Here is an 18,119-nt window from a genome sequence, read left to right as displayed (position 1 = left end):
TCATTCTTTGCCGGAGCAAAAGCCCTGTACGCCGTCGAGTGTACCCGCCAGGGCATCGTTTTCGCGGATCGCATATCGATGACGGCCGGATGGCAGGACAATATCCGGCAGTTCCTGACCACGTATTTCGCTTCCGGTCCCGGGCCGATGATCGATCATCCACGCGCGTACTTTGCCGCGGCCTACGCCCTGTACATTGGACTTTTTGGTGGACATCCCCTGGAGGCGGGTCGAAGCTATATAATGCTGCCGGACGGCGTCCTAAGCCTCCTGCCCCTGGAGGCGCTGGTCACGACGCCCGCGTACACGCCCGATCCGGGCAATTGGCCTTTTGTGCTACGCCTTTCGCAGGTTTCTTACGCCTGGTCCCTGTCGACGTTGCACCTGCAGGTGCTGACCAGGGGCAATCAAGCCGGCTTTTCGGGCTTTTTCCTTTCGCGTACGCGCTCCCTTCCCGAACTCCAGGCCGTTACCGCGGAAGAAGAGGCACTGCGCGGGTTGATCCGCGAGGGTTCTTTTTATACAGATTCGCTGGCCACTGCGACCGCATTCCGGCAATCGTTGGAGCGGTCCGCCATCGTGCACGTTGCCTCTCACGCCTCAGGGGGAGCTTCGGAAACCTTGGTGGGCGCGGGGGATGCCTCGGGCGCCTCGGGGGATGTCGAAGCGCCCCATGTGGAACTGTTCGACCGCCCCTTTTATCCCGTTCAGCTGGCGGACCTGGCTAGCGCGCCCACGCTCGTCGTGCTCAGCGCGTGTCAGACCGGCAACGGGCGGCTGGTTGCCGGCGAAGGCGCCCAAAGCATCGCCCGCGCTTTCACGGCCGCAGGAACCAATACCGTCATGTCAAGCTGGTGGAACGTGAACGATGCGGTGACCGCGGGTCTGATCAAGGCCTTTTACCGGGGTCTTTCGGACGGACGTCCTGCCGCCACCGCTCTGCGGAGCGCCCAGTTGGATTGGATCTGCGATCCCGGTGTCCAGTACCTGCAGAAGCTGCCCTACTACTGGGCGGCATTGCATTGCCAGGGGAACCCGGCGCCGGCGATGCGCCCCTTTTCGTCCGGCCATCTTTGGTATTGGCTCGTCGCGGGCGTCATTGTGCTATTCCTGGTTATCATGATGGCCCGGAAAATCAGATTGAGTTAAACTTAGCATAACGCCGCGGCGCTACGATTTCTGCTGCTAGTACACTACATTTAAGGCAAATCTTAAAACGCTTTGCTATGAATTTCAACCCCGTGGTACACTTCGAAATGGGTTACTTCGACCGTGACCGTATGTCACAGTTTTACGAATCGGCTTTTGGCTGGCAGCTCCAGAAAATGGGACCCGAGATGGGCAACTACGTTTTGGCCCACACCGCCGAAACCGATGCGAATGGCATGGTTAAAACCCCGGGCACCATCAACGGCGGTTTTTACCAGAAGTCGGACAGCCCCGCTTCGCACGCCCCATCGGTAGTGATCGCCGTACAGGACATCAACGCCGCGATGGAGGCCGTGAAGACCTCCGGTGGGACGATCCTGGGCGCCATGAACGAAAAGGGCGAGCAGACCATGGAGCCGGTCATGATCCCCGGCGTGGGGCTGTGGATTTCGATCCAGGACACCGAAGGGAACCGCGTGAGCATCCTGCAGCCGAACCCCCGGTAACATAAGGCCGGCGACAGCGGGTCCAGGGGGCGCGGAGTGGGTCCAGGGCAAAAAAAATCCCCCTCATCAACCGACGAAGGGGATATAGTAGTCTGCCTAAGTGACCCCGCAGAGACTCGAACTCTGGACCCGCTGATTAAGAGTCAGCTGCTCTACCAACTGAGCTACGGAGTCAAATTTCCCATGGATGGGGTGCAAAGGTAGGGAGTAGACCGGACTTTGCCAACGGATTTTTTTGCCGTAACTTTGCGGCTTCATTTCCGGTTCATGAGTGATGAGATAAAACATGAGTGCGGTCTGGCCTTTATTCGCCTGCGCAAACCATTTTCTTATTACAAACAACAATATGGCTCTGTTCTGTATGGTCTGAACAAGCTATACCTGCTGATGGAGAAACAGCACAACCGGGGCCAGGACGGCGCCGGGATGGCGGCCATCAAGCTGGACACGGAACCGGGGAATCCCTTCCTATATCGTTTGCGGAGCAATGAACCCAGGGCCATTGCCGACATCTTCTCGAAGATTACCCAGGAAATCAGCGAGTTAGAAAAATATCAACCGGACCTGCTGCAACACCCTGACATCGTAAAAGGCCACATTCCGGCAATGGGCGAGGTATTGCTGGGCCACCTGCGGTATGGGACCCAGGGGAGGAACAACGTCGAATTCTGTCATCCCTTTATCAAGCGGAACACGGTGAAAGCCAGGAACCTCGTGATGGCCGGGAACTTCAACCTGGTCAATACCGAGGAGCTGTTCTCGCTGGTGAATATCGACCCGGGCGTTTTTCAGCGGCAAAGCGACCTGGCGGCCATGATGGAAACGGTGCATTATTTCCTGGTACAGGAGGACGAGCAGCACCCCGACGCGATGGAAGTGAGCCGTTTTTTGAAAAAAGCGACAGCCCTCTTTGACGGCGGGTTTACCTTCGGCGGCCTCATCGGCAACGGGGAAGCCTTTGTGATGAGGGACGCCAATGGCATCCGACCGGCGTATTACTATATCAACGACGACGTGATCGTAGGCGCTTCCGAAAGGGCGGCGATCCGGACCTCGTTTAACGTGGGCGAGAACGAGGTGCAGGAGCTCATGCCGGGTTGCGCGCTGATCGTCCACAAGGACGGCAGCTATGCGATCGAGCAGATCCTGGCGCCAAAGGAACGGAAGGCGTGCAGCTTCGAGCGCATCTACTTTTCCCGCGGGAACGACGAAAAAATCTACAAGGAGCGTATCGCGCTCGGTCGCCACCTAAGCGAGCCCGTGCTCAGGTCGATCAACAATGACTTGAAGCATACCGTTTTTTCCTTTATCCCCAACACGGCCGAGGTCGCTTTTTACGGTCTGTTGAAGGGGATGGAAGGGTACCTGAACAAGATAAAGGTGGAGCGCATCCTGTCCTGGGGCAAAGACTACGACGAAGAGAAGCTAGCCGAGATGGTGAACCGCCGGATCAGGGTGGAAAAGATCGCGATCAAGGACGTCAAGATGCGCACCTTTATCACCGAAGACGCGGGCCGGAACGAAATGGTCCAGCACGTCTACGACATCACCTACGGAACCGTGGAAAGGGGTAAGGATGCGCTGGTCGTGATCGACGACTCCATCGTCCGCGGCACGACCCTCAAAGAAAGCATCGTCCGTATGCTCGCCCGTCTGGAACCGTCCAAGATCATCATCGTCTCCTCTGCGCCCCAGATACGCTATCCCGATTGTTACGGGATCGATATGAGCAAGCTGGGCGACTTCATCGCTTTCCAGGCGGCCATCGAGCTGCTCAAGGAAAAAGGCATGGAGGACGTCCTGCACGATACCTTCAAGGCCGTCAAGGAACTGCAGCGCAACAACGCCCTGCATACCGCCAACCTGGTGCGCAACATCTACGCACCCTTCAAACCCGAGGAACTCTCCCGGAAAATCGCGGAATTGATCACCCCCAAGGACATCCGCGTCCCCATCCAGGTGATCTACCAGACCATCGAGGACCTACACGAATCCTGCCCCACCAACCTGGGCGACTGGTACTTTACCGGGAATTATCCCACCCCCGGGGGAAACCGTGTCGTCAACAAGGCCTTCCTAAATTATATGGAAGGCAGGAATGTCCGGGGGTATTGATTTACCTTCATCTTTATGAAATCCCTTCTTGTTGTCCGTCATGCCAAAAGCAGCTGGGAAACCGAAGGTCAGCGCGACTTCGACCGGCCCCTCAACGACCGCGGCCGCCGCGACGCGCCCATGATGGCGGATCGCCTCATCGCCCGCGGTATCGTCCCCGACCTTCTGGTCTCCAGTCCCGCTTTGAGGGCCAAAACCACCGCGGAGTTGTTCGCCTCGCGGTTCGGGGTCACCGACATTTTCTTTAAACCCGAGCTTTATCACGCGCCGGCGCCGATCTTTTACTCCGTTATCGGCGGGCTCGACGACATCGCAACTACTGCTGTTATCTTTTCCCATAACCCCGGGATCACGGACTTCGTATCCGAGCTCACTTCGGTCCGCATCGACAATATGCCCACCTGCGCGGTGTTCGCGGCGCGCGCGGATATTACGTCCTGGAGCGGGTTCCGCACGGCGAAAAAAGAATTCTGGTTCTTCGACTATCCGAAAGCGTGATATTTTTCGCAGTAAAATTTCTTATTTAACCTATCTATTGCTATTTTTGGCGTCAATATAATTGAATATTCAATCAAAATCCTATATTATTATGGTTTTACAGGATTTTAATCCTTAAATATTATAATTTATCAGGAGTCAACGTCCTGGGAAAATGATACCACGCATTCTTCATGATACGATAGAAAAACGCCTGTTTAAAGGGAAGGCGGTGTTGATTTTTGGACCGAGGCAAAGCGGAAAATCCACGCTTGTCGAGTCCTTGCTCAAAGACAAGGACCACTTCTATTTCAACGGGGACGAATCCGATGCAAGGGAAGCGCTGACCAATACGACATCGACCAGGTTGAAAGCCTACATCGGGAACAAAAAGATCGTCTTCATCGACGAAGCACAGAGAATCCCCAATATAGGGCTGACGCTGAAGCTTTTTACGGACCAAATAAAAAACGTCCAGGTAATCGCGACCGGGTCGTCGACTTTTGAGCTTTCCAGTCAGGTCAACGAGCCGTTGACAGGACGCAAGTACGAATTCATGCTTTTTCCGCTGAGTTTCGCTGAAATGGTGCAATACCATGGCCTGTTGACGGAAAAGCGTTTGATCGAGCACCGGCTTCGCTATGGTTATTATCCTGAAATCCTCACCAAGACGGGGGAAGAAAAGGAGCTGCTGAAGCTACTGGCCGATAGCTATCTTTACAAGGACCTCCTGATGCTGGAACAAATAAAAAAGCCTATCCTGCTGGAGAAGCTGCTCAAGGCGTTGGCCTATCAGGTTGGGAGTGAAGTCAACTACACAGAACTCGGCCAGACGTTGCACACCGATTACAAAACCGTCGAGCGCTATATTGATTTACTGGAAAAAACTTTCGTTGTCTTTCGGCTACCTGCCTTTAGCCGCAATGGCCGGAATGAAATAAAGAGGGGCAGAAAGGTGTATTTCTATGATTGCGGAATCCGAAACGCGGTCATTGGAAATTTCAGCCCGCTTAGCTCCCGGGCCGACGTTGGGGCGATGTGGGAGAATTTTGTCATTGCCGAACGGGTAAAAAGCCTTATGTATCAAGGCAAGGATGTCATGCAGTACTTTTGGCGCACAACGCTGCAGCAGGAAATAGACTTGATCGAGGATAATGAAGGCATCCTTTCGGCTTTTGAAATCAAATGGAACCCCAAGGCGCGCGTCAGGTTTTCCCAAACGTTCACCGGAAATTATCCGGGCACCATTACCTCGATCATTTCTCCCGCGAATATCGAAGACTTTCTTTTGGAGCCGCGGGATCCGGATTGATGGATTCCAAAGAAAAAGCAGCTACCCGTGAATGGCATAGCTGCTTTTTTGCAAACAGGCGGTGACGCTATTTCAATCCATACTTATACTTATACCTCTCATACAGCTGCGTCCCCTTATTCGCCAGGTTGATCTGGCGCCCTTGGATAAACGCGTAAGTAACAATGGAAGTCCGCATGTCGAGAAGGTCTCCTTCGGAGATCACGATATTCGCATCCTTTCCGACTTCCAAAGAGCCCGTCCGGTCCGCGATACCGAGGATCTGGGCGGTGGACAAGGTAATGGCCTGGAGAGCCTGCTCTTTTGAGAGCCCATAGGCGGCGGCGACGCCGGCGTTGAAGGGCAGGTTGCGGTAGCGGGTCTCGTCGTGGCGGTCGTTCAGGGCGAAGAGCACGCCGGCTTTCTGCAGGACGGAGGGCGTTTTGAACGGCTGATCGATGTCGTCGTCTTCGGTGGCGGGGAGGGAGTGCTCCTGGTCGAGGATGACGGCGATGTGGTTTTGGGCCAGCAGGTCGGCGATCTGGAAGCATTCGCTGGCGCCGACGAGGACGACGCTAAAGCCGAATTCGTGGGCGAAGTCGATGGCGATCAGCATTTGCTTTACCTGTTCGCAGTGTATGAAGAGCTTCTGGGAGCCATTGAAAAGCCCCTTGACCGACTCGAACTTGATGTTGGTGTGGGTGTGGGTGGCCTCGGCCAGGTAGGCCTTGGCTTCGCGGAAGAAGCGCTTGAGCTCTTCTACCTTTTGTAGGGACGCGGTGGTGGGGTCTTCGCCGGCTTCGGGGCGGGCAAAGCCGCCGCCTCCGCCAAAGCGCCGGGGACGGCTGATAAAGGAGGGCATGTTCATGTGGATGCCCTGATCGGGTTTATAGGCTGCGTCCTCGTAGTTCCAGGCGTCGAGCTGGACAACGCTGGAGGAGCCGCTGATGGAGCCGCCTTCGGGGGTGACGCCGGCCAGGAGGATACCGTTGGAGCGGTCGACGTTGGTGATGTTGGAGGCGGTGTTGTACGCGACGATGGCGCGGACGTCGGGATTCAGGTCGCCGATTTCTTCGTAGTCGTTGCTGCCGCGGACGCCTTCGGCGATTTCTTTGAGGCCGAGGTCGGTTACGGGAAGGATGAGACCGGGGTAGACCTGTTTGCCTTTGGCGTCGATGACCTGGTCACCGGAGCCGGGCGTTATGTTCTGACCTACCTGGACGATTTTGCCGTTGTCGATTTCGATGCTCGTGTTTTCCAGCACCTGGCCGTTACCGACGTGGACCGTGCCGCCGCTGATAAATATCTTTCCCTTTTCGGCGGCGGCGGGGTAGATGTCTGCCTGTCCGAACGCGGAGGTACCGGAGCAGAGGAGAGCCGCAAGAGCGATGTATGATAAACGCATAGTAATGTCTTTGGAATAAAAGATTAATTGCTGCCGGAGGCAGTTGCCGCGCCCCCGCCGGTAACGTCTTCATCCTGGAGGTCCAGGGTAATCAGCCCGTCATTGTGTTCCGCATGATCCCCGCAGCTCAGCAGCACCTGGTAAGAGGGCCGCGGCCTGCGGAAACCACCGCCGGCGGGGCCGCCGCCTTCGCTCCCACCCATGGCTTTTTCGGCCAGGATCTTGGCGATGAGACGGGTGCGCTCGGATTGGATGTCCTTGCGCAGCTGCATGTCGCGGTCCATGTCATAATAGACGGTCCCGTCCACGATCGTTACCTGGGGTTTGGCATAAACGCTCAGCGGGTTATCGGTCCAAAGGACGACGTCCGCGTCCTTGCCGACCTTGATGCTGCCGGTACGATCCTGGACGTGGAGCGCAGTGGCCGGGTTGAGGCTTACCATTTTGAAGGCGTCTTCCTCGCTCATACCGCCGTACTTTATGGACTTGGCGGCTTCCTGGTTGAGGTGTCGGGCCTGTTCGGCGTCGTCGGAGTTGATACAGACGTTGAGCCCAACCTGGTGCATCAGCGAAGCGTTGTAGGCGATGGCGTCCTGGACTTCCATTTTATACGCCCACCAGTCGGAGAAGGTGGAGACGTTGGCGCCATGGGCTTTCATCTTGTCGGCCACCTTGTACCCTTCGAGGATGTGGGTGAACGTATTGACGCGGAACCCGAAGTGCTCGGCCACGCGCATCAACGAGGTGATTTCGCTTTGCACATAGGAGTGGCAGGTGATAAAGCGCTTGTGGTTCATGATTTCCACCAGGGCATCGAGCTCGAGGTCGCGGCGGACGTTTTTGCCGTCGGGTCCTTTTAGCGCCTTCTCGTAGTCCGTGGCCCTGGTAAAGGCGTCGACAAAAACCTGGTCGACCCCCATACGCGTGTCGGGGAAGCGGTTATTGCTTTGGGAGGTGGTGCGTTTAACGTTTTCGCCCAGGGCGAATTTGATAAAGGGATCGGCGCCCTTGAACTTCAGCGCGGTGTCGCAGACGCCCCAGCGAAGCTTGATGAGCTGCGTCTGGCCGCCGATGCTGTTGGCGGAGCCGTGGAGGATATGGGAGGACGTCACGCCCCCGGCCAGTTGCCGGTAGATGTTGATGTCGTCGGGGTTGAGGTTGTCCTGTATGCGGACCTCGGAGGTCACGCTTTGCGCGCCTTCGTTGATGGACGCGGCGGCGATGTGGGAGTGCTCGTCGATGATGCCGGGCGTGAGCTGTTTGCCGGTGCCGTCGATGACGCGGGCGCCCTGGGGCGCGCTCAGGTTTTTGCCGATGGAGGCGATCTTACCGTTCTGGATCAGCACGTCGGTGTTCTCCAGGCGGCCTTCGGATTCGTTGGTCCAGACGCGCGCGTTTTTGATGAGGATGGTTTCTTGTTGGGGAAGGGCATCCCAGCCGTAGCCGTCGAGCGGATAGGTTAGTTTGCCGAGGCGTAACGGCATTTGGCGGCGCGTAGAATCGGTCGGCGTACCGCGGACAGACAGTACCGCCGTCCAGGTGACGACGTTCCCCGCGGTATCGGTCCCGCTCCCCGTCCAAACACTGTCTGTGGCCACGCCGCTGAGCCGAAATCCCGTCCGGGCGCGGCGGCCCAGCGACCAGTTCAAGCTGACGAGCTTCCCACCGTAAACTAGCTTGGCGGCAGACGTATCGCCGTGGATGATGCTGGCGGAATTAGCGCTCTTTACGGAAAGCGTAAAGGACTGACTCCCGCCCGAGGCGTCTTTCAACGTCAGCGCATAGGTACCGGCGATATTGCTCCAGTCGGACATCTTCACGTCATAGCTGATACCTTGTACCCAGTTTTGCAGGATGTTGGTGGTAGCGCCAAAAACCGGTCCCGACGTGATGATGAAGTTGGCCAGCTTGCCGTTGTCCAGGCTGCCGACCTTGTCATACACGCCCAGCAGCGTGGCGGGCTCCCTGGTAAGGGCCTCGAGGGCCTTTGCCTCGGTTAGTCCGTATTGTATGGCCTTGCGGAGATTGGGCAGGAAGGTTTTGACGTCCCGGAGGTCGGCGGCCGTCAGCGCAAACCCGATCCCGTTCTTCTCGAAGACACCGGGTTCCGATGGCGCCAGCTCCCAGTGCTTCATATCCGCCAGGGAAACGAAACGCGCGTCGGTGGGGTCGTCCACGTTCGGCGCTTCGGGGAAGTCGAGAGGCAGGATAAAGGTCGCGTGGGTAGCCTTCATTTCGGCGATGCGCTGGTATTCGTTACCCCCGGCCTTGAGGATGTATTGTACCCCGAACTCGTCTCCAATCCGGTCCGCACGGAGACAGTTCCATTTATCGGAGGCATCGAAGATCTGGGGCAGGCTTTGCTCGTCATTCCAGTATTGCAGGGTGAGGTTGACGCCTTCCGCCGTGGGGTTACCCTTGTACCACGAAGCGTCCAGGTATGTCTGGCGCAGCAGGGCGATGGAGCCCATCAGGCTGGACGGGTAGGTCTGCGTGGAGACTCCCTTGTTGAAGGAGTAGATCGCCGCCGCTTTTTCCTTGACCATATCCAGGTTTTCTTTTTCTTCCGCCAGGGTCACGACGGCCCCGGTGCCGCGGGCGATGCCGTCCTTTTGCAGGGTGAGTACCGTGCCGAAACCCTGGTCGCGGAGCCCCTTGGCCTTGGCGTCATCGACGTTGAACAGCCGGGAGGCGTCCACGTCGGTCCTGATGGCCTGGTTCCAGCCAAAAGCGCCCTTCTCGTTCGACTCGATCTGACCCGGTCCCCGGAAAAAGGCTGCGCCGACGGCTCGTGTCTCCCGTTGGGGTGCCGGAATTCCATAGTCGGAGTAGGCGTCGATAAAGGAAGGGTAGATGTATTTCCCGGTGCAGTCGATCACGACGGCGTCGGAGGGGATGGTAACCTTGCCCGTGGCGATGATCTTGCCTTTGCGGATCAGGAGCGTGGCGTCTGTAAGGGTCGTCTGCCCGTCTTTAACCAACGTCGCGTGGGTAAAGGCGTAGCACTTCTCCCGGTTGTCCGCCACCCCGTTCACCGGGAAGGTTTCCTGGGCCTCGACGGCGCAAACGGCTGCGAGACCCACCAGCGTGAGTATAGCTTTTCTCATGTCAGTAATTTATTTAATACGATGGATTAAGATAAGCATTAAAGGTTCAAGGGGCTGAAGACGTATGATGAAGAGATATAAGAACGGATGGACGGGCCGGATTAAGCTTTGGCAACCCGTATATCCTCCAGCCACTGGTCGATGATGTCATCGGACCTTTTATCGAAGCGTGGAAATGTGTAAGGAAAAACGGCAGCCTCCCGCAGCGCCCCCTCCAGCGAGAATCCAGTCTGCGAAAACGTGCAGGCAATACCGTTTTCCCGGAGATAGCCGGCCAGGTATTCCTGTTCGGTCTGACCGGGTGTGGGGACCAGGATGCTTTTTTTCCGAAGGTGAACCAGGTCCATGACGGTGGTGTACCCCGTACGGGCTACGACCCATTCCGCGGCGGACAGGACTTCTTCCAATTGATTGGCCGGGAGATGGTCGTATACGACTAATTTGCCCGTGGCGATCAGGTCGGTCATCTCCGATGAACGCCCCCCACCGCCGGGCAGTCCACGAATAAGTACCGCCCCTGGAATCAGGGGCCCCGTATTCGCCAATTGGTGCAATATTTGTTTCTCGAAGAGCGTTCTTTGAGGTTCAGGCCCGGACAGCAGGAAGACCAGCCTTATAGGCTGAAAAACTTCCCGAGGTTCGAGCCGGGAAAGCACTCCCAGGTAGTGTACCGGGATGGAAGGCAATCGTTTAGGGTGACCGAGGGACCCGGATAGGTTAGGTTCGCCGGCGGCATCAGGTACCCAGCAGGAATCGAAGCGATTGATAAACCGGTAGTTGAGCTTTTGGACGAGGGAGCCGAAGGGCGCTTTTATCCGGAGCTGGTGGGTGAGGAAGACACAGGGGAGTTCGGGACGGCTGAGTCCAAAACGGTTATCCGAGACCACGGCATCGAGGCCAAATTCCTGCGCTACCTGGCGTAGCCAGTGATTTTCGTAACGAACCGTTTGCAAAATCCGCGGGATTTGTGCCGTAATTTTGATGGCCAGCCCAAGGCGGGAAGCGGCATACCGGACCCGGTAGCCCCTTAGGGCGATGTGGGTGAGTGAAGGGAATTCCTGTTGGAGTAATTGCTGTGTCCTGCCTTCGGAGGCTATCCAGACGTCGCAGCCGCGATGGAGGAGTTGCCGGATGAGCGGAATACAGCGGGTAGCATGACCCAGTCCCCAGTCCAATGGGGCGACGAGAATGCGTAAGGGAGCCGGGTCGTGTTTTTCCACAATTATTTGGTTTATCCGGAAAAATAATTAATTTACAAACCCCTATTATGAAGACGTCGCATAAAATCCTCGCTGGCTTGATGTTGGTTGTTTGTTTGGCTTTGGTTAGTTGCAGCTCGTCGCGAAAGGGTGGTTGCGGCTGTCCCAGTAAAAAAGGTATGGTCGGATACTAAATCCATCCAGGTTATGAAAAATAAGAGAGACTTGCTATTGCTCTTTAAACATGATTATGTGAACCAGCGTTCGCTGGACCTGGAATTGGAGCGCTTGTACGAATTGCTCTATGACATCCATTCGTACGAGAAGAGCCTGGTCCAGGCATACGAAGTGATCGATATGAATCGCTATAAGATGCTGCACAAGCCCCATCAGATCCTGAAGGTGATGAACCGCGGGGATTTGAAGCCATTCATCTTCCTGAGCGCCAAGAACTAGCCAAGGTCGCTTTTTACAGGTACTTGTCTCCTTTCTTGCGTTTAACCTCCGCGACGAATTCCTTTATCTCCTGCTCCTTTTCTTTCCTACAGATCAGCAACACGTCGTGCGTATCCACCACGATGAAGTCGTCCAATCCCTGTAACAGGACCAGCTTTTTGTCATCGGCCTGTACCACGCAATGGGTGGAATCGATGATTACCACATTGTTACCGACCACCGCGTTCGCCAGGTAGTCCTTTTCCAGGTTCTCATAAGCACTGTTCCAGGTACCGAGGTCGCTCCAGCCAAAGGACGAAGGAATCACATAAACGTTATCCGCTTTTTCCATGATGCCATAGTCGATGGACACGCTGGTGCATTGGGGATAGATGCGCTCGATGGCCGCCTCTTCACCCGGAGTATTGAACTCGCCGATTTCCGAATGAAAAAGCTCGTGCATTTCGGGCAGGTACCTCTCAAAGGCCGAGATGATGTTTCGGACCTTCCATACGAAGATCCCCGCGTTCCACAGGAAGTCGCCGCTGGCCAGGAAGGTCCTGGCCAGGTCGAGGTTGGGCTTCTCGGTGAACGTCCGGACCTTGTAGATATCTTCGGCCGCGGCGAGGATGTCATGCTGGATATAACCGTAACCGGTATTGGGGTAGGTGGGTTTTATACCGAGGGTAACAAAGGCGTTCAGGTGGTCTACAAAATCCAGGGCGCGCATACAGACCCGTTGGAAGTTGTCCTCGTCCTTGATCAGGTGATCCGCGGGGGCGCAGATCAGCTTGGCGTCGGGATTTTTTAACAGGAGCTTATAGGAAGCATAGGCGATACACGGCGCCGTGTTTTTCCGGGACGGCTCGTAGAGGATATTCTCCGGCGATGCCTGGGGCAGCTGCTTTTTCACGATGTCCCCATACTCCTTGGTCGTAACGATATAGATATTTTCCTTGGGGATGAATTTGGCGAAACGGTGGAAGGTACTTTGTATCAGCGTTTGACCCTCGTTGAGTATGTCCAGGAATTGCTTGGGGAAGCTGGTCCTGCTTTTTGGCCAAAACCGGCTGCCGATACCGCCTGCCATGATCACGACGTAATACTGGTTGTTCATTTTAACGTTTATTTATATTAGTCCTTCCCGAACGAGGTCATGTAATTGTAGCACGCCAAGGTAACGGTTATTGTCATCCGTGACGATCAATTGAGAAATATCGAAGTTCCGCATCCTGTCCAGGGCCTCCACCGCCAACGCATCCGGTCCGATGGTCTTGGGCGCGCCCGTCATGATGTCTTTGGCGAGAACGCCCTCCAGGGAGGCCGTATGCTCCAGCATTCGCCGAAGATCGCCATCCGTAATCACGCCGGCGAGTATGTCTTCGCCTTCCAGCACCGCGGTTACCCCCAGCCGTTTTTGCGAGATCTCCAGTATCACTTCCTTGAGCGAGCTGTCCGGTCGCACCAGGGGCCGCTCGTTTTGGCCGTACAGATCCGAAACGCGCAGGTACAATTTTTTGCCCAATGTACCCCCAGGATGGAACTTAGCAAAATCCTCGCCGGTAAAACCCCTTAATTCCATGAGGCAGACCGCGATCGCATCCCCCATAACAAGCTGGGCGGTAGTGCTGGTAGTGGGGGCGAGGTTATTAGGGCAGGCTTCCTGGTCCACGGTGGTATCGAGCACCAGGTTGGATTGCAGGGCCAGGTAAGATTCCCGGTTACCCACCATGCCGATGAGCGTGTTTCCGAAATTCTTGATGAGCGGCACGAGCCATTTGATCTCCGGCGAATTCCCGCTCTTGCTGATGAGCATGACGATGTCGTCGGCTTGTACCATGCCGAGATCGCCGTGTATGGCGTCGCCGGCGTGTAGAAAAATAGCCGGTGTTCCTGTAGAGTTTAGCGTAGCGACGATCTTTTGCGCAATCAGGGCGCTTTTGCCCACACCGCTGATGACCAGCCGGCCTTTTTGGTGGTACAGGGCCGTTACCACGCGTTCAAAATCATCGTCCAGCAATGCCCCGAGGCCACGGATCGCTTCCGATTCCAGCCCGATGGTTCTTAATGCGATCTCCCGAATGGTGTCTTTGCTCATTGTATAAGTGGCACAAAAATATTATATTCAGCTGGAAAGTGCCCCTTTTTCACTAACTTCGTTGCCCTTTATAAACGGCTTGCCCATTTGTAGACCTCTACTACCAGAATATTTTCTGCCTCAACCGCTACCGCTACCGAACACCTGAAAGAAGTTGTTTTGAAAACCGAAGTGAAGGAAGAATTATGGCAACAACAAAAAGAAAGGGATCGGCTACCAGGACCTCCGTCAAACCGACAAATGGATATCTAAAAACGGCCCTACAAGAGCATTTTGGATTCAGCCAGTTCAAAGGAAACCAGGAAGCCATCATCACCAGCCTTTTAGCAGGCCGGGACACCTTTGTCATCAAGCCCACCGGCGGTGGCAAAAGCCTTTGTTATCAACTCCCCGCATTACTCAGCGAGGGCGTGGCGATCATAGTATCCCCCCTTATCGCGCTGATGAAGAACCAGGTCGACCTCGTCCGCGGCTATAGCTCCAAGGACGACGTGGCCCACTTCCTCAATTCTTCTTTGAGCAAAGCCCAGCAGAAAGTCGTCATGAGCGACCTGACGGAAGGCAAGACCAAGATGCTGTACGTCGCGCCGGAGACGCTTACCAAACAGGAAAACCTCGACTTTTTCGCGGAGCTCCCCATTTCCTTTTTCGCGGTGGATGAAGCCCACTGTATATCGGAATGGGGTCACGACTTCCGCCCCGAATACCGCCGCCTCCGCGAAATGATGGACCGCATCAACGAAACGGTGCCCGTCATCGCGCTTACGGCCACGGCAACGCCCAAAGTGCAAAGCGACATTATAAAGAACCTCGGGCTCCGGAACCCCGCCATTTTCATGTCTTCGTTCAACCGGCCGAACCTCTACTACGAGATCCAACCCAAGATCAAGAAAGAGCAGACGATCAAAAGCATCGTCAAGTTTATCAGCCAGAACAAGGACAAAAGCGGCATCATCTATACCCTCAACCGCAAGACCACCGAGGAGCTCGCCGACATGCTCGTCGCCAACGGCTTCAAGGCCGTAGCCTACCACGCGGGCCTGGACGCCAAGCTAAGGGCCGAACGGCAAGACCAGTTCCTCAACGAGGAAGTGCAGATCATCGTGGCGACCATCGCCTTTGGGATGGGGATCGACAAACCGGACATCCGCTATGTCATCCACTACAACATCCCCAAGTCCATCGAAAATTATTACCAGGAAACCGGCCGCGCCGGCCGTGACGGCATGGAAGGCCGTTGTATCCTGTACTATAGCCATAACGACGTACAGAAGCTGGAGCACTTCATGCGCGACAAACCCCTCAGTGAGCGGGAGGTCGGCGCGCAGCTGATCAACGAGACCGTGGCCTACGCCGAAGCCGGCGTCTGCCGCCGCAAGGTCCTGATGAGTTATTTCGGCGAAGAATATACCGAAGAGAATTGCGGCGAGTGCGACAACTGTCTCCATCCCAAGGAAAAGGTCGAAGCGGCGGACGGCGCCCTGAAGGTTCTCCGGGTCATAAAGGCCCTCGACGAGCGCTTTGCCGTCGACTACGTCTTCCACATCCTCGCCGGCCGTGCAACGCCCCAGGTGGTCATGTACCGGCACGAGCAGCTCCCGGTCTTTGGTCTCGGGAAGGACCAGGAAACCCACTACTGGAACTCCCTCATCCGTCAGCTCCTGCTGGAAGGTTACCTGGATAAGGACATCGAGGAATACGGGGTGTTGAAGCTCACCCGCCGCGGGGAGCAGTTCCTCAAGAAGCCGACGTCCTTCCAGATTATCCTGAACAACCTTTTCGAGGACGCCAACGCCGACGACGACGAGGGTAACGAAGGTCCGTCGGGCGGCCCGGCCGTCGCGGATGAGAAGTTGTTCAACATGTTGAAGGAAGTGCGTCTTGCCGAGGCCAAGAAAAAAAGCCTCCCGCCCTTTGTCATCTTCCTGGAGACGTCCCTCCAGGACATGGCCATCATGTTCCCCACCACTTTTGATGAGCTGGAAAAAATACAGGGTGTAAGTAAGGGCAAGGCCCTCCGCTACGGCAAGCCCTTTATCAGCCTGATCGCCCAATACGTCGAAGAAAACCAGATCGAGCGCCCCGACGACTTCATCGTAAAGTCCGTCGTCAACAAGAACAACAACAAGGTCTATATTATCCAGCAGACCGACAAGCGCATTGCCCTGGAAACCATCGCCAAGAACAAGGACCTCCGTCTCGACGCCCTGCTCGAGGAAATGGAAACCATCGCCGCCAGCGGTACCAAGCTCAAGCTCGACTACGCCATCGACGAGATGCTCGACGAAGACGAGCAGGATGAGATCATCGAGTACTTCAAGGGTTGCGAAACGTCCTCTTTGCAGGTTGCGCAGGAGGAGCTGGCCGATTCCAATTATACGTGGGAGCAGCTGAAGCTGATGCGGATAAAGTTCCTGTGCGAGTACGGGAACTAGCGATCCGCCGGCGGTTTGTCCCTGGAATTCGGCGATTTGTCAAGTGCCCCTGTCCTTAGCGGGGCCCTGGACCTATATTTAGGCATGCGACTTCTTTTCCTACTCCTGTCCATAACCTTCATAACCGGCTCCGGATCGGCACAAACTTACAGACAACTGCGCGACAGCGCGGCCCATGCCAGGGACCGCAAGGCCTATGACAGCGCCTTTGTCCTGCTATCCCGGGGCGTCTCGATTGCGCGCCAACCCTACCACGACGACCTGTACGCCGCCGCCGCGCTGGCGGTGCTGTCGCACCAGCCGTTCGATACCGCGGCCGCGTACCTGCGCCGCCTCATCCGTGAGGGCGAATGGGCGATGATTACCGGGGATGCCTCCGCGGACCAGGACCTGGCGCCGATGAGGAACAGCCCCATTTGGGGGGAGCTCACCGAGGAGGCCATGAAGGCAAACGTCGTCAACGACCTGGCTGTCCGGAACGCCATATTTCATACCATCCGGTTTCAGGACAGCCTGCTGGCCCTGGGCTATCCCGATACAACCGCTGCCGATCTTTACCAGGCACTTCGCCATTACAATCGTTTCCCTGCTTTATCGCCGGGGGCCATGTTGCCGTTTGCCGTAAGCGTCAACGACAGCGTACAAGGTTATTTTTCGGTGTTGCTGCCGCCCGCTTACGACCCCGTGCGCCCGACACCCGTGGTGGTGGTCTTGCACGGCGCGGTATTCGACAACCTCGGGCTCCCGGCTCCGCTCGACCTGCAACAACACGCCGCCGACGATACGGCTGGCTTCAACCGTTTCATAACCAGGCTGGGTAGCGCTGCAGGCGCCATCATGGTATTTCCCCACGCGAACTATGCATTTAACTGGATGTACCCGGAATCGGGCTTTGGGATGATCCCGCGCATTGTCTCCCTGCTCAAGCGTCTTTGCAATGTCGATGACAACCGCGTGTATTTATACGGGCACTCCAATGGCGCTACCGGCGTCATTTCATACCTGCTGAAGGCGCCCAGCCCTTATGCCGGGTTCTGCGGATTCAATTCCAACCCGCGCGTCGCCACCGGTGGCACCTTCATTTTGAATGCCCTGGACCGGAGTTACTACAACGTCTCCACAGACAAGGACTACTACTTCCCGTTGCCCGGGCACGACACCCTTTCCCGCATCACCCGGTCGCTGGGCATCGACTGGCAAAACCATGTCTATCCCGGCTTTCCGCATTGGTTTCCCGATTTCGACGAGTCGGCGCCCGCGTTCGCCGCCATGTTCGCCGATATCTCCCATCGTACCCGCGATCCGTTCCATCCCTCCCTTTACTGGGAATGCGACGACGTTACCCACGGTCGTTGCGACTGGTTACGGATCGATCGCCTCGACACCCTCACGGCCGCAGCAGCCTGGCAGCGTCGTATCAACTTCACGGCCGCCCATTGGTTGCAACACCCGGACTCAGCCGCCCCTGCCTTCAAATTCCCGCGCTTGTCGGGCGCCGTAAGGGCCCGGTATGCGTCGAACCGCTTTTCCCTGGAGACGTCCCGCGTCGGACGCATCACATTATTCATCTCCCCGTCGATGGTAGACCTGTCCCGCCCGGTCGTCATCACCGTTAACGGCCGGGAGGTGTTTCGAAAGTTCGTTGGATACGACCGGGGAGTGATGATCCATGAGTTCGGGACGACCTTCGACCGGACAGCGGTTTGGGTAAACGCGGTTGCGATAGACCTGTAAACGTTTGCCCCGCGGAGTGCACTTTTTTTGGCCATTTTTAAAAAAGGCCTATCTTTGCCGTCCCTTACAGGCGCCCGGGCGTTCCCGGTTTTTTGGTGCGGTAGCTCAGTCGGTAGAGCAAAGGACTGAAAATCCTTGTGTCGGCGGTTCGATCCCGCCCCACACCAC

The 18,119-nt window shown here is 56.3% G+C and carries 13 protein-coding genes and 2 tRNA genes; 9 read left to right on the top strand and 6 right to left on the bottom strand.

What is annotated here, in order from left to right; all coding sequences use genetic code 11:
* A partial coding sequence (locus tag VL547_RS15245; protein ID WP_325579303.1) for a CHAT domain-containing protein occupies positions 1-1,149 on the top strand: 1,149 nt, incomplete at its 5' end.
* A gap of 77 nt (positions 1,150-1,226) precedes the next feature.
* Complete coding sequence (locus tag VL547_RS15240) at positions 1,227-1,655, top strand: VOC family protein (protein WP_325579301.1); 429 nt, start codon at positions 1,227-1,229, stop codon at positions 1,653-1,655.
* A gap of 101 nt (positions 1,656-1,756) precedes the next feature.
* Here VL547_RS15240 and VL547_RS15235 read toward each other — a convergent pair.
* A tRNA-Lys gene (locus VL547_RS15235) sits at positions 1,757-1,829 on the bottom strand.
* Positions 1,830-1,922: 93 nt separating this feature from the next.
* Between VL547_RS15235 and VL547_RS15230 the strand changes: the two genes are divergently transcribed.
* The 3 genes from VL547_RS15230 (at position 1,923) to VL547_RS15220 (ending at position 5,559) form a co-directional block, all read left to right on the top strand.
* Positions 1,923-3,770, top strand: coding sequence for an amidophosphoribosyltransferase (locus VL547_RS15230; RefSeq protein ID WP_325579299.1), 1,848 nt, complete (start codon positions 1,923-1,925; stop codon positions 3,768-3,770).
* A gap of 15 nt (positions 3,771-3,785) precedes the next feature.
* Positions 3,786-4,268 (top strand): SixA phosphatase family protein, encoded by a 483-nt coding sequence (locus tag VL547_RS15225; protein ID WP_325579297.1) that lies wholly within the window; start codon positions 3,786-3,788, stop codon positions 4,266-4,268.
* A 154-nt stretch (positions 4,269-4,422) separates the two neighbouring features.
* A complete protein-coding gene (locus tag VL547_RS15220) occupies positions 4,423-5,559 on the top strand; it encodes an ATP-binding protein (RefSeq protein WP_325579295.1) in 1,137 nt (378 codons plus the stop codon).
* 67 nt (positions 5,560-5,626) lie between these two features.
* Here VL547_RS15220 and VL547_RS15215 read toward each other — a convergent pair whose 3' ends face one another.
* The 3 genes from VL547_RS15215 to VL547_RS15205 form a co-directional block, all read right to left on the bottom strand.
* Positions 5,627-6,943: an amidohydrolase family protein gene (locus VL547_RS15215; protein WP_325579292.1), complete on the bottom strand. Its 1,317-nt coding sequence runs from the start codon at positions 6,941-6,943 to the stop codon at positions 5,627-5,629.
* A gap of 23 nt (positions 6,944-6,966) precedes the next feature.
* A complete protein-coding gene (locus VL547_RS15210; RefSeq protein WP_325579290.1) occupies positions 6,967-10,050 on the bottom strand; it encodes an amidohydrolase family protein in 3,084 nt (1,027 codons plus the stop codon).
* 101 nt (positions 10,051-10,151) lie between these two features.
* On the bottom strand, positions 10,152-11,270 hold the full coding sequence (locus VL547_RS15205; protein WP_325579288.1) for a glycosyltransferase: 1,119 nt from the start codon (positions 11,268-11,270) through the stop codon (positions 10,152-10,154).
* Positions 11,271-11,456: 186 nt separating this feature from the next.
* On the opposite strand from VL547_RS15205, the gene VL547_RS15200 reads away from it, so the two are divergent.
* Positions 11,457-11,705 carry a hypothetical protein gene (locus VL547_RS15200; RefSeq protein ID WP_325579286.1) on the top strand — a complete coding sequence of 83 codons (249 nt, stop codon included), beginning with the start codon at positions 11,457-11,459 and terminating at the stop codon, positions 11,703-11,705.
* 13 nt (positions 11,706-11,718) lie between these two features.
* Here the strand turns inward: VL547_RS15200 and VL547_RS15195 are convergent, their stop codons facing one another.
* On the bottom strand, positions 11,719-12,801 hold the full coding sequence (locus tag VL547_RS15195) for a mannose-1-phosphate guanylyltransferase (protein ID WP_325579284.1): 1,083 nt from the start codon (positions 12,799-12,801) through the stop codon (positions 11,719-11,721).
* A gap of 12 nt (positions 12,802-12,813) precedes the next feature.
* Complete coding sequence (locus tag VL547_RS15190; RefSeq protein WP_325579282.1) at positions 12,814-13,782, bottom strand: KpsF/GutQ family sugar-phosphate isomerase; 969 nt, start codon at positions 13,780-13,782, stop codon at positions 12,814-12,816.
* 185 nt (positions 13,783-13,967) lie between these two features.
* On the opposite strand from VL547_RS15190, the gene recQ reads away from it, so the two are divergent.
* The 3 genes from recQ (at position 13,968) to VL547_RS15175 (ending at position 18,118) form a co-directional block, all read left to right on the top strand.
* Positions 13,968-16,217 (top strand): DNA helicase RecQ, encoded by a 2,250-nt coding sequence (gene recQ / locus VL547_RS15185; protein WP_325579280.1) that lies wholly within the window; start codon positions 13,968-13,970, stop codon positions 16,215-16,217.
* A gap of 84 nt (positions 16,218-16,301) precedes the next feature.
* Positions 16,302-17,951 (top strand): hypothetical protein, encoded by a 1,650-nt coding sequence (locus tag VL547_RS15180; protein ID WP_325579279.1) that lies wholly within the window; start codon positions 16,302-16,304, stop codon positions 17,949-17,951.
* A 94-nt stretch (positions 17,952-18,045) separates the two neighbouring features.
* A tRNA-Phe gene (locus tag VL547_RS15175) sits at positions 18,046-18,118 on the top strand.
* Position 18,119: the final 1 nt, after the last annotated feature.

This window comes from Dinghuibacter sp., from assembly GCF_035492835.1.
In the GTDB taxonomy this organism is placed as follows: Bacteria; Bacteroidota; Bacteroidia; order Chitinophagales; family Chitinophagaceae; genus Dinghuibacter.
Note: the sequence above shows the minus strand (reverse complement) of the source record. Positions and strands in the feature narration are given on the sequence as shown.

What these genes read in the sequence shown, in the direction of transcription:
- VL547_RS15225 (WP_325579297.1), top strand. Translation starts at nt 3,786, where the DNA reads ATGAAATCCCTTCTTGTTGTCCGTCATGCCAAAAGCAGCTGGGAAACC.
- VL547_RS15195 (WP_325579284.1), bottom strand. Translation starts at nt 12,801, where the DNA reads ATGAACAACCAGTATTACGTCGTGATCATGGCAGGCGGTATCGGCAGC.
- VL547_RS15190 (WP_325579282.1), bottom strand. Translation starts at nt 13,782, where the DNA reads ATGAGCAAAGACACCATTCGGGAGATCGCATTAAGAACCATCGGGCTG.
- VL547_RS15200 (WP_325579286.1), top strand. Translation starts at nt 11,457, where the DNA reads ATGAAAAATAAGAGAGACTTGCTATTGCTCTTTAAACATGATTATGTG.
- VL547_RS15215 (WP_325579292.1), bottom strand. Translation starts at nt 6,943, where the DNA reads ATGCGTTTATCATACATCGCTCTTGCGGCTCTCCTCTGCTCCGGTACC.
- VL547_RS15240 (WP_325579301.1), top strand. Translation starts at nt 1,227, where the DNA reads ATGAATTTCAACCCCGTGGTACACTTCGAAATGGGTTACTTCGACCGT.
- VL547_RS15210 (WP_325579290.1), bottom strand. Translation starts at nt 10,050, where the DNA reads ATGAGAAAAGCTATACTCACGCTGGTGGGTCTCGCAGCCGTTTGCGCC.
- VL547_RS15230 (WP_325579299.1), top strand. Translation starts at nt 1,923, where the DNA reads ATGAGTGATGAGATAAAACATGAGTGCGGTCTGGCCTTTATTCGCCTG.
- recQ (WP_325579280.1), top strand. Translation starts at nt 13,968, where the DNA reads ATGGCAACAACAAAAAGAAAGGGATCGGCTACCAGGACCTCCGTCAAA.
- VL547_RS15180 (WP_325579279.1), top strand. Translation starts at nt 16,302, where the DNA reads ATGCGACTTCTTTTCCTACTCCTGTCCATAACCTTCATAACCGGCTCC.
- VL547_RS15220 (WP_325579295.1), top strand. Translation starts at nt 4,423, where the DNA reads ATGATACCACGCATTCTTCATGATACGATAGAAAAACGCCTGTTTAAA.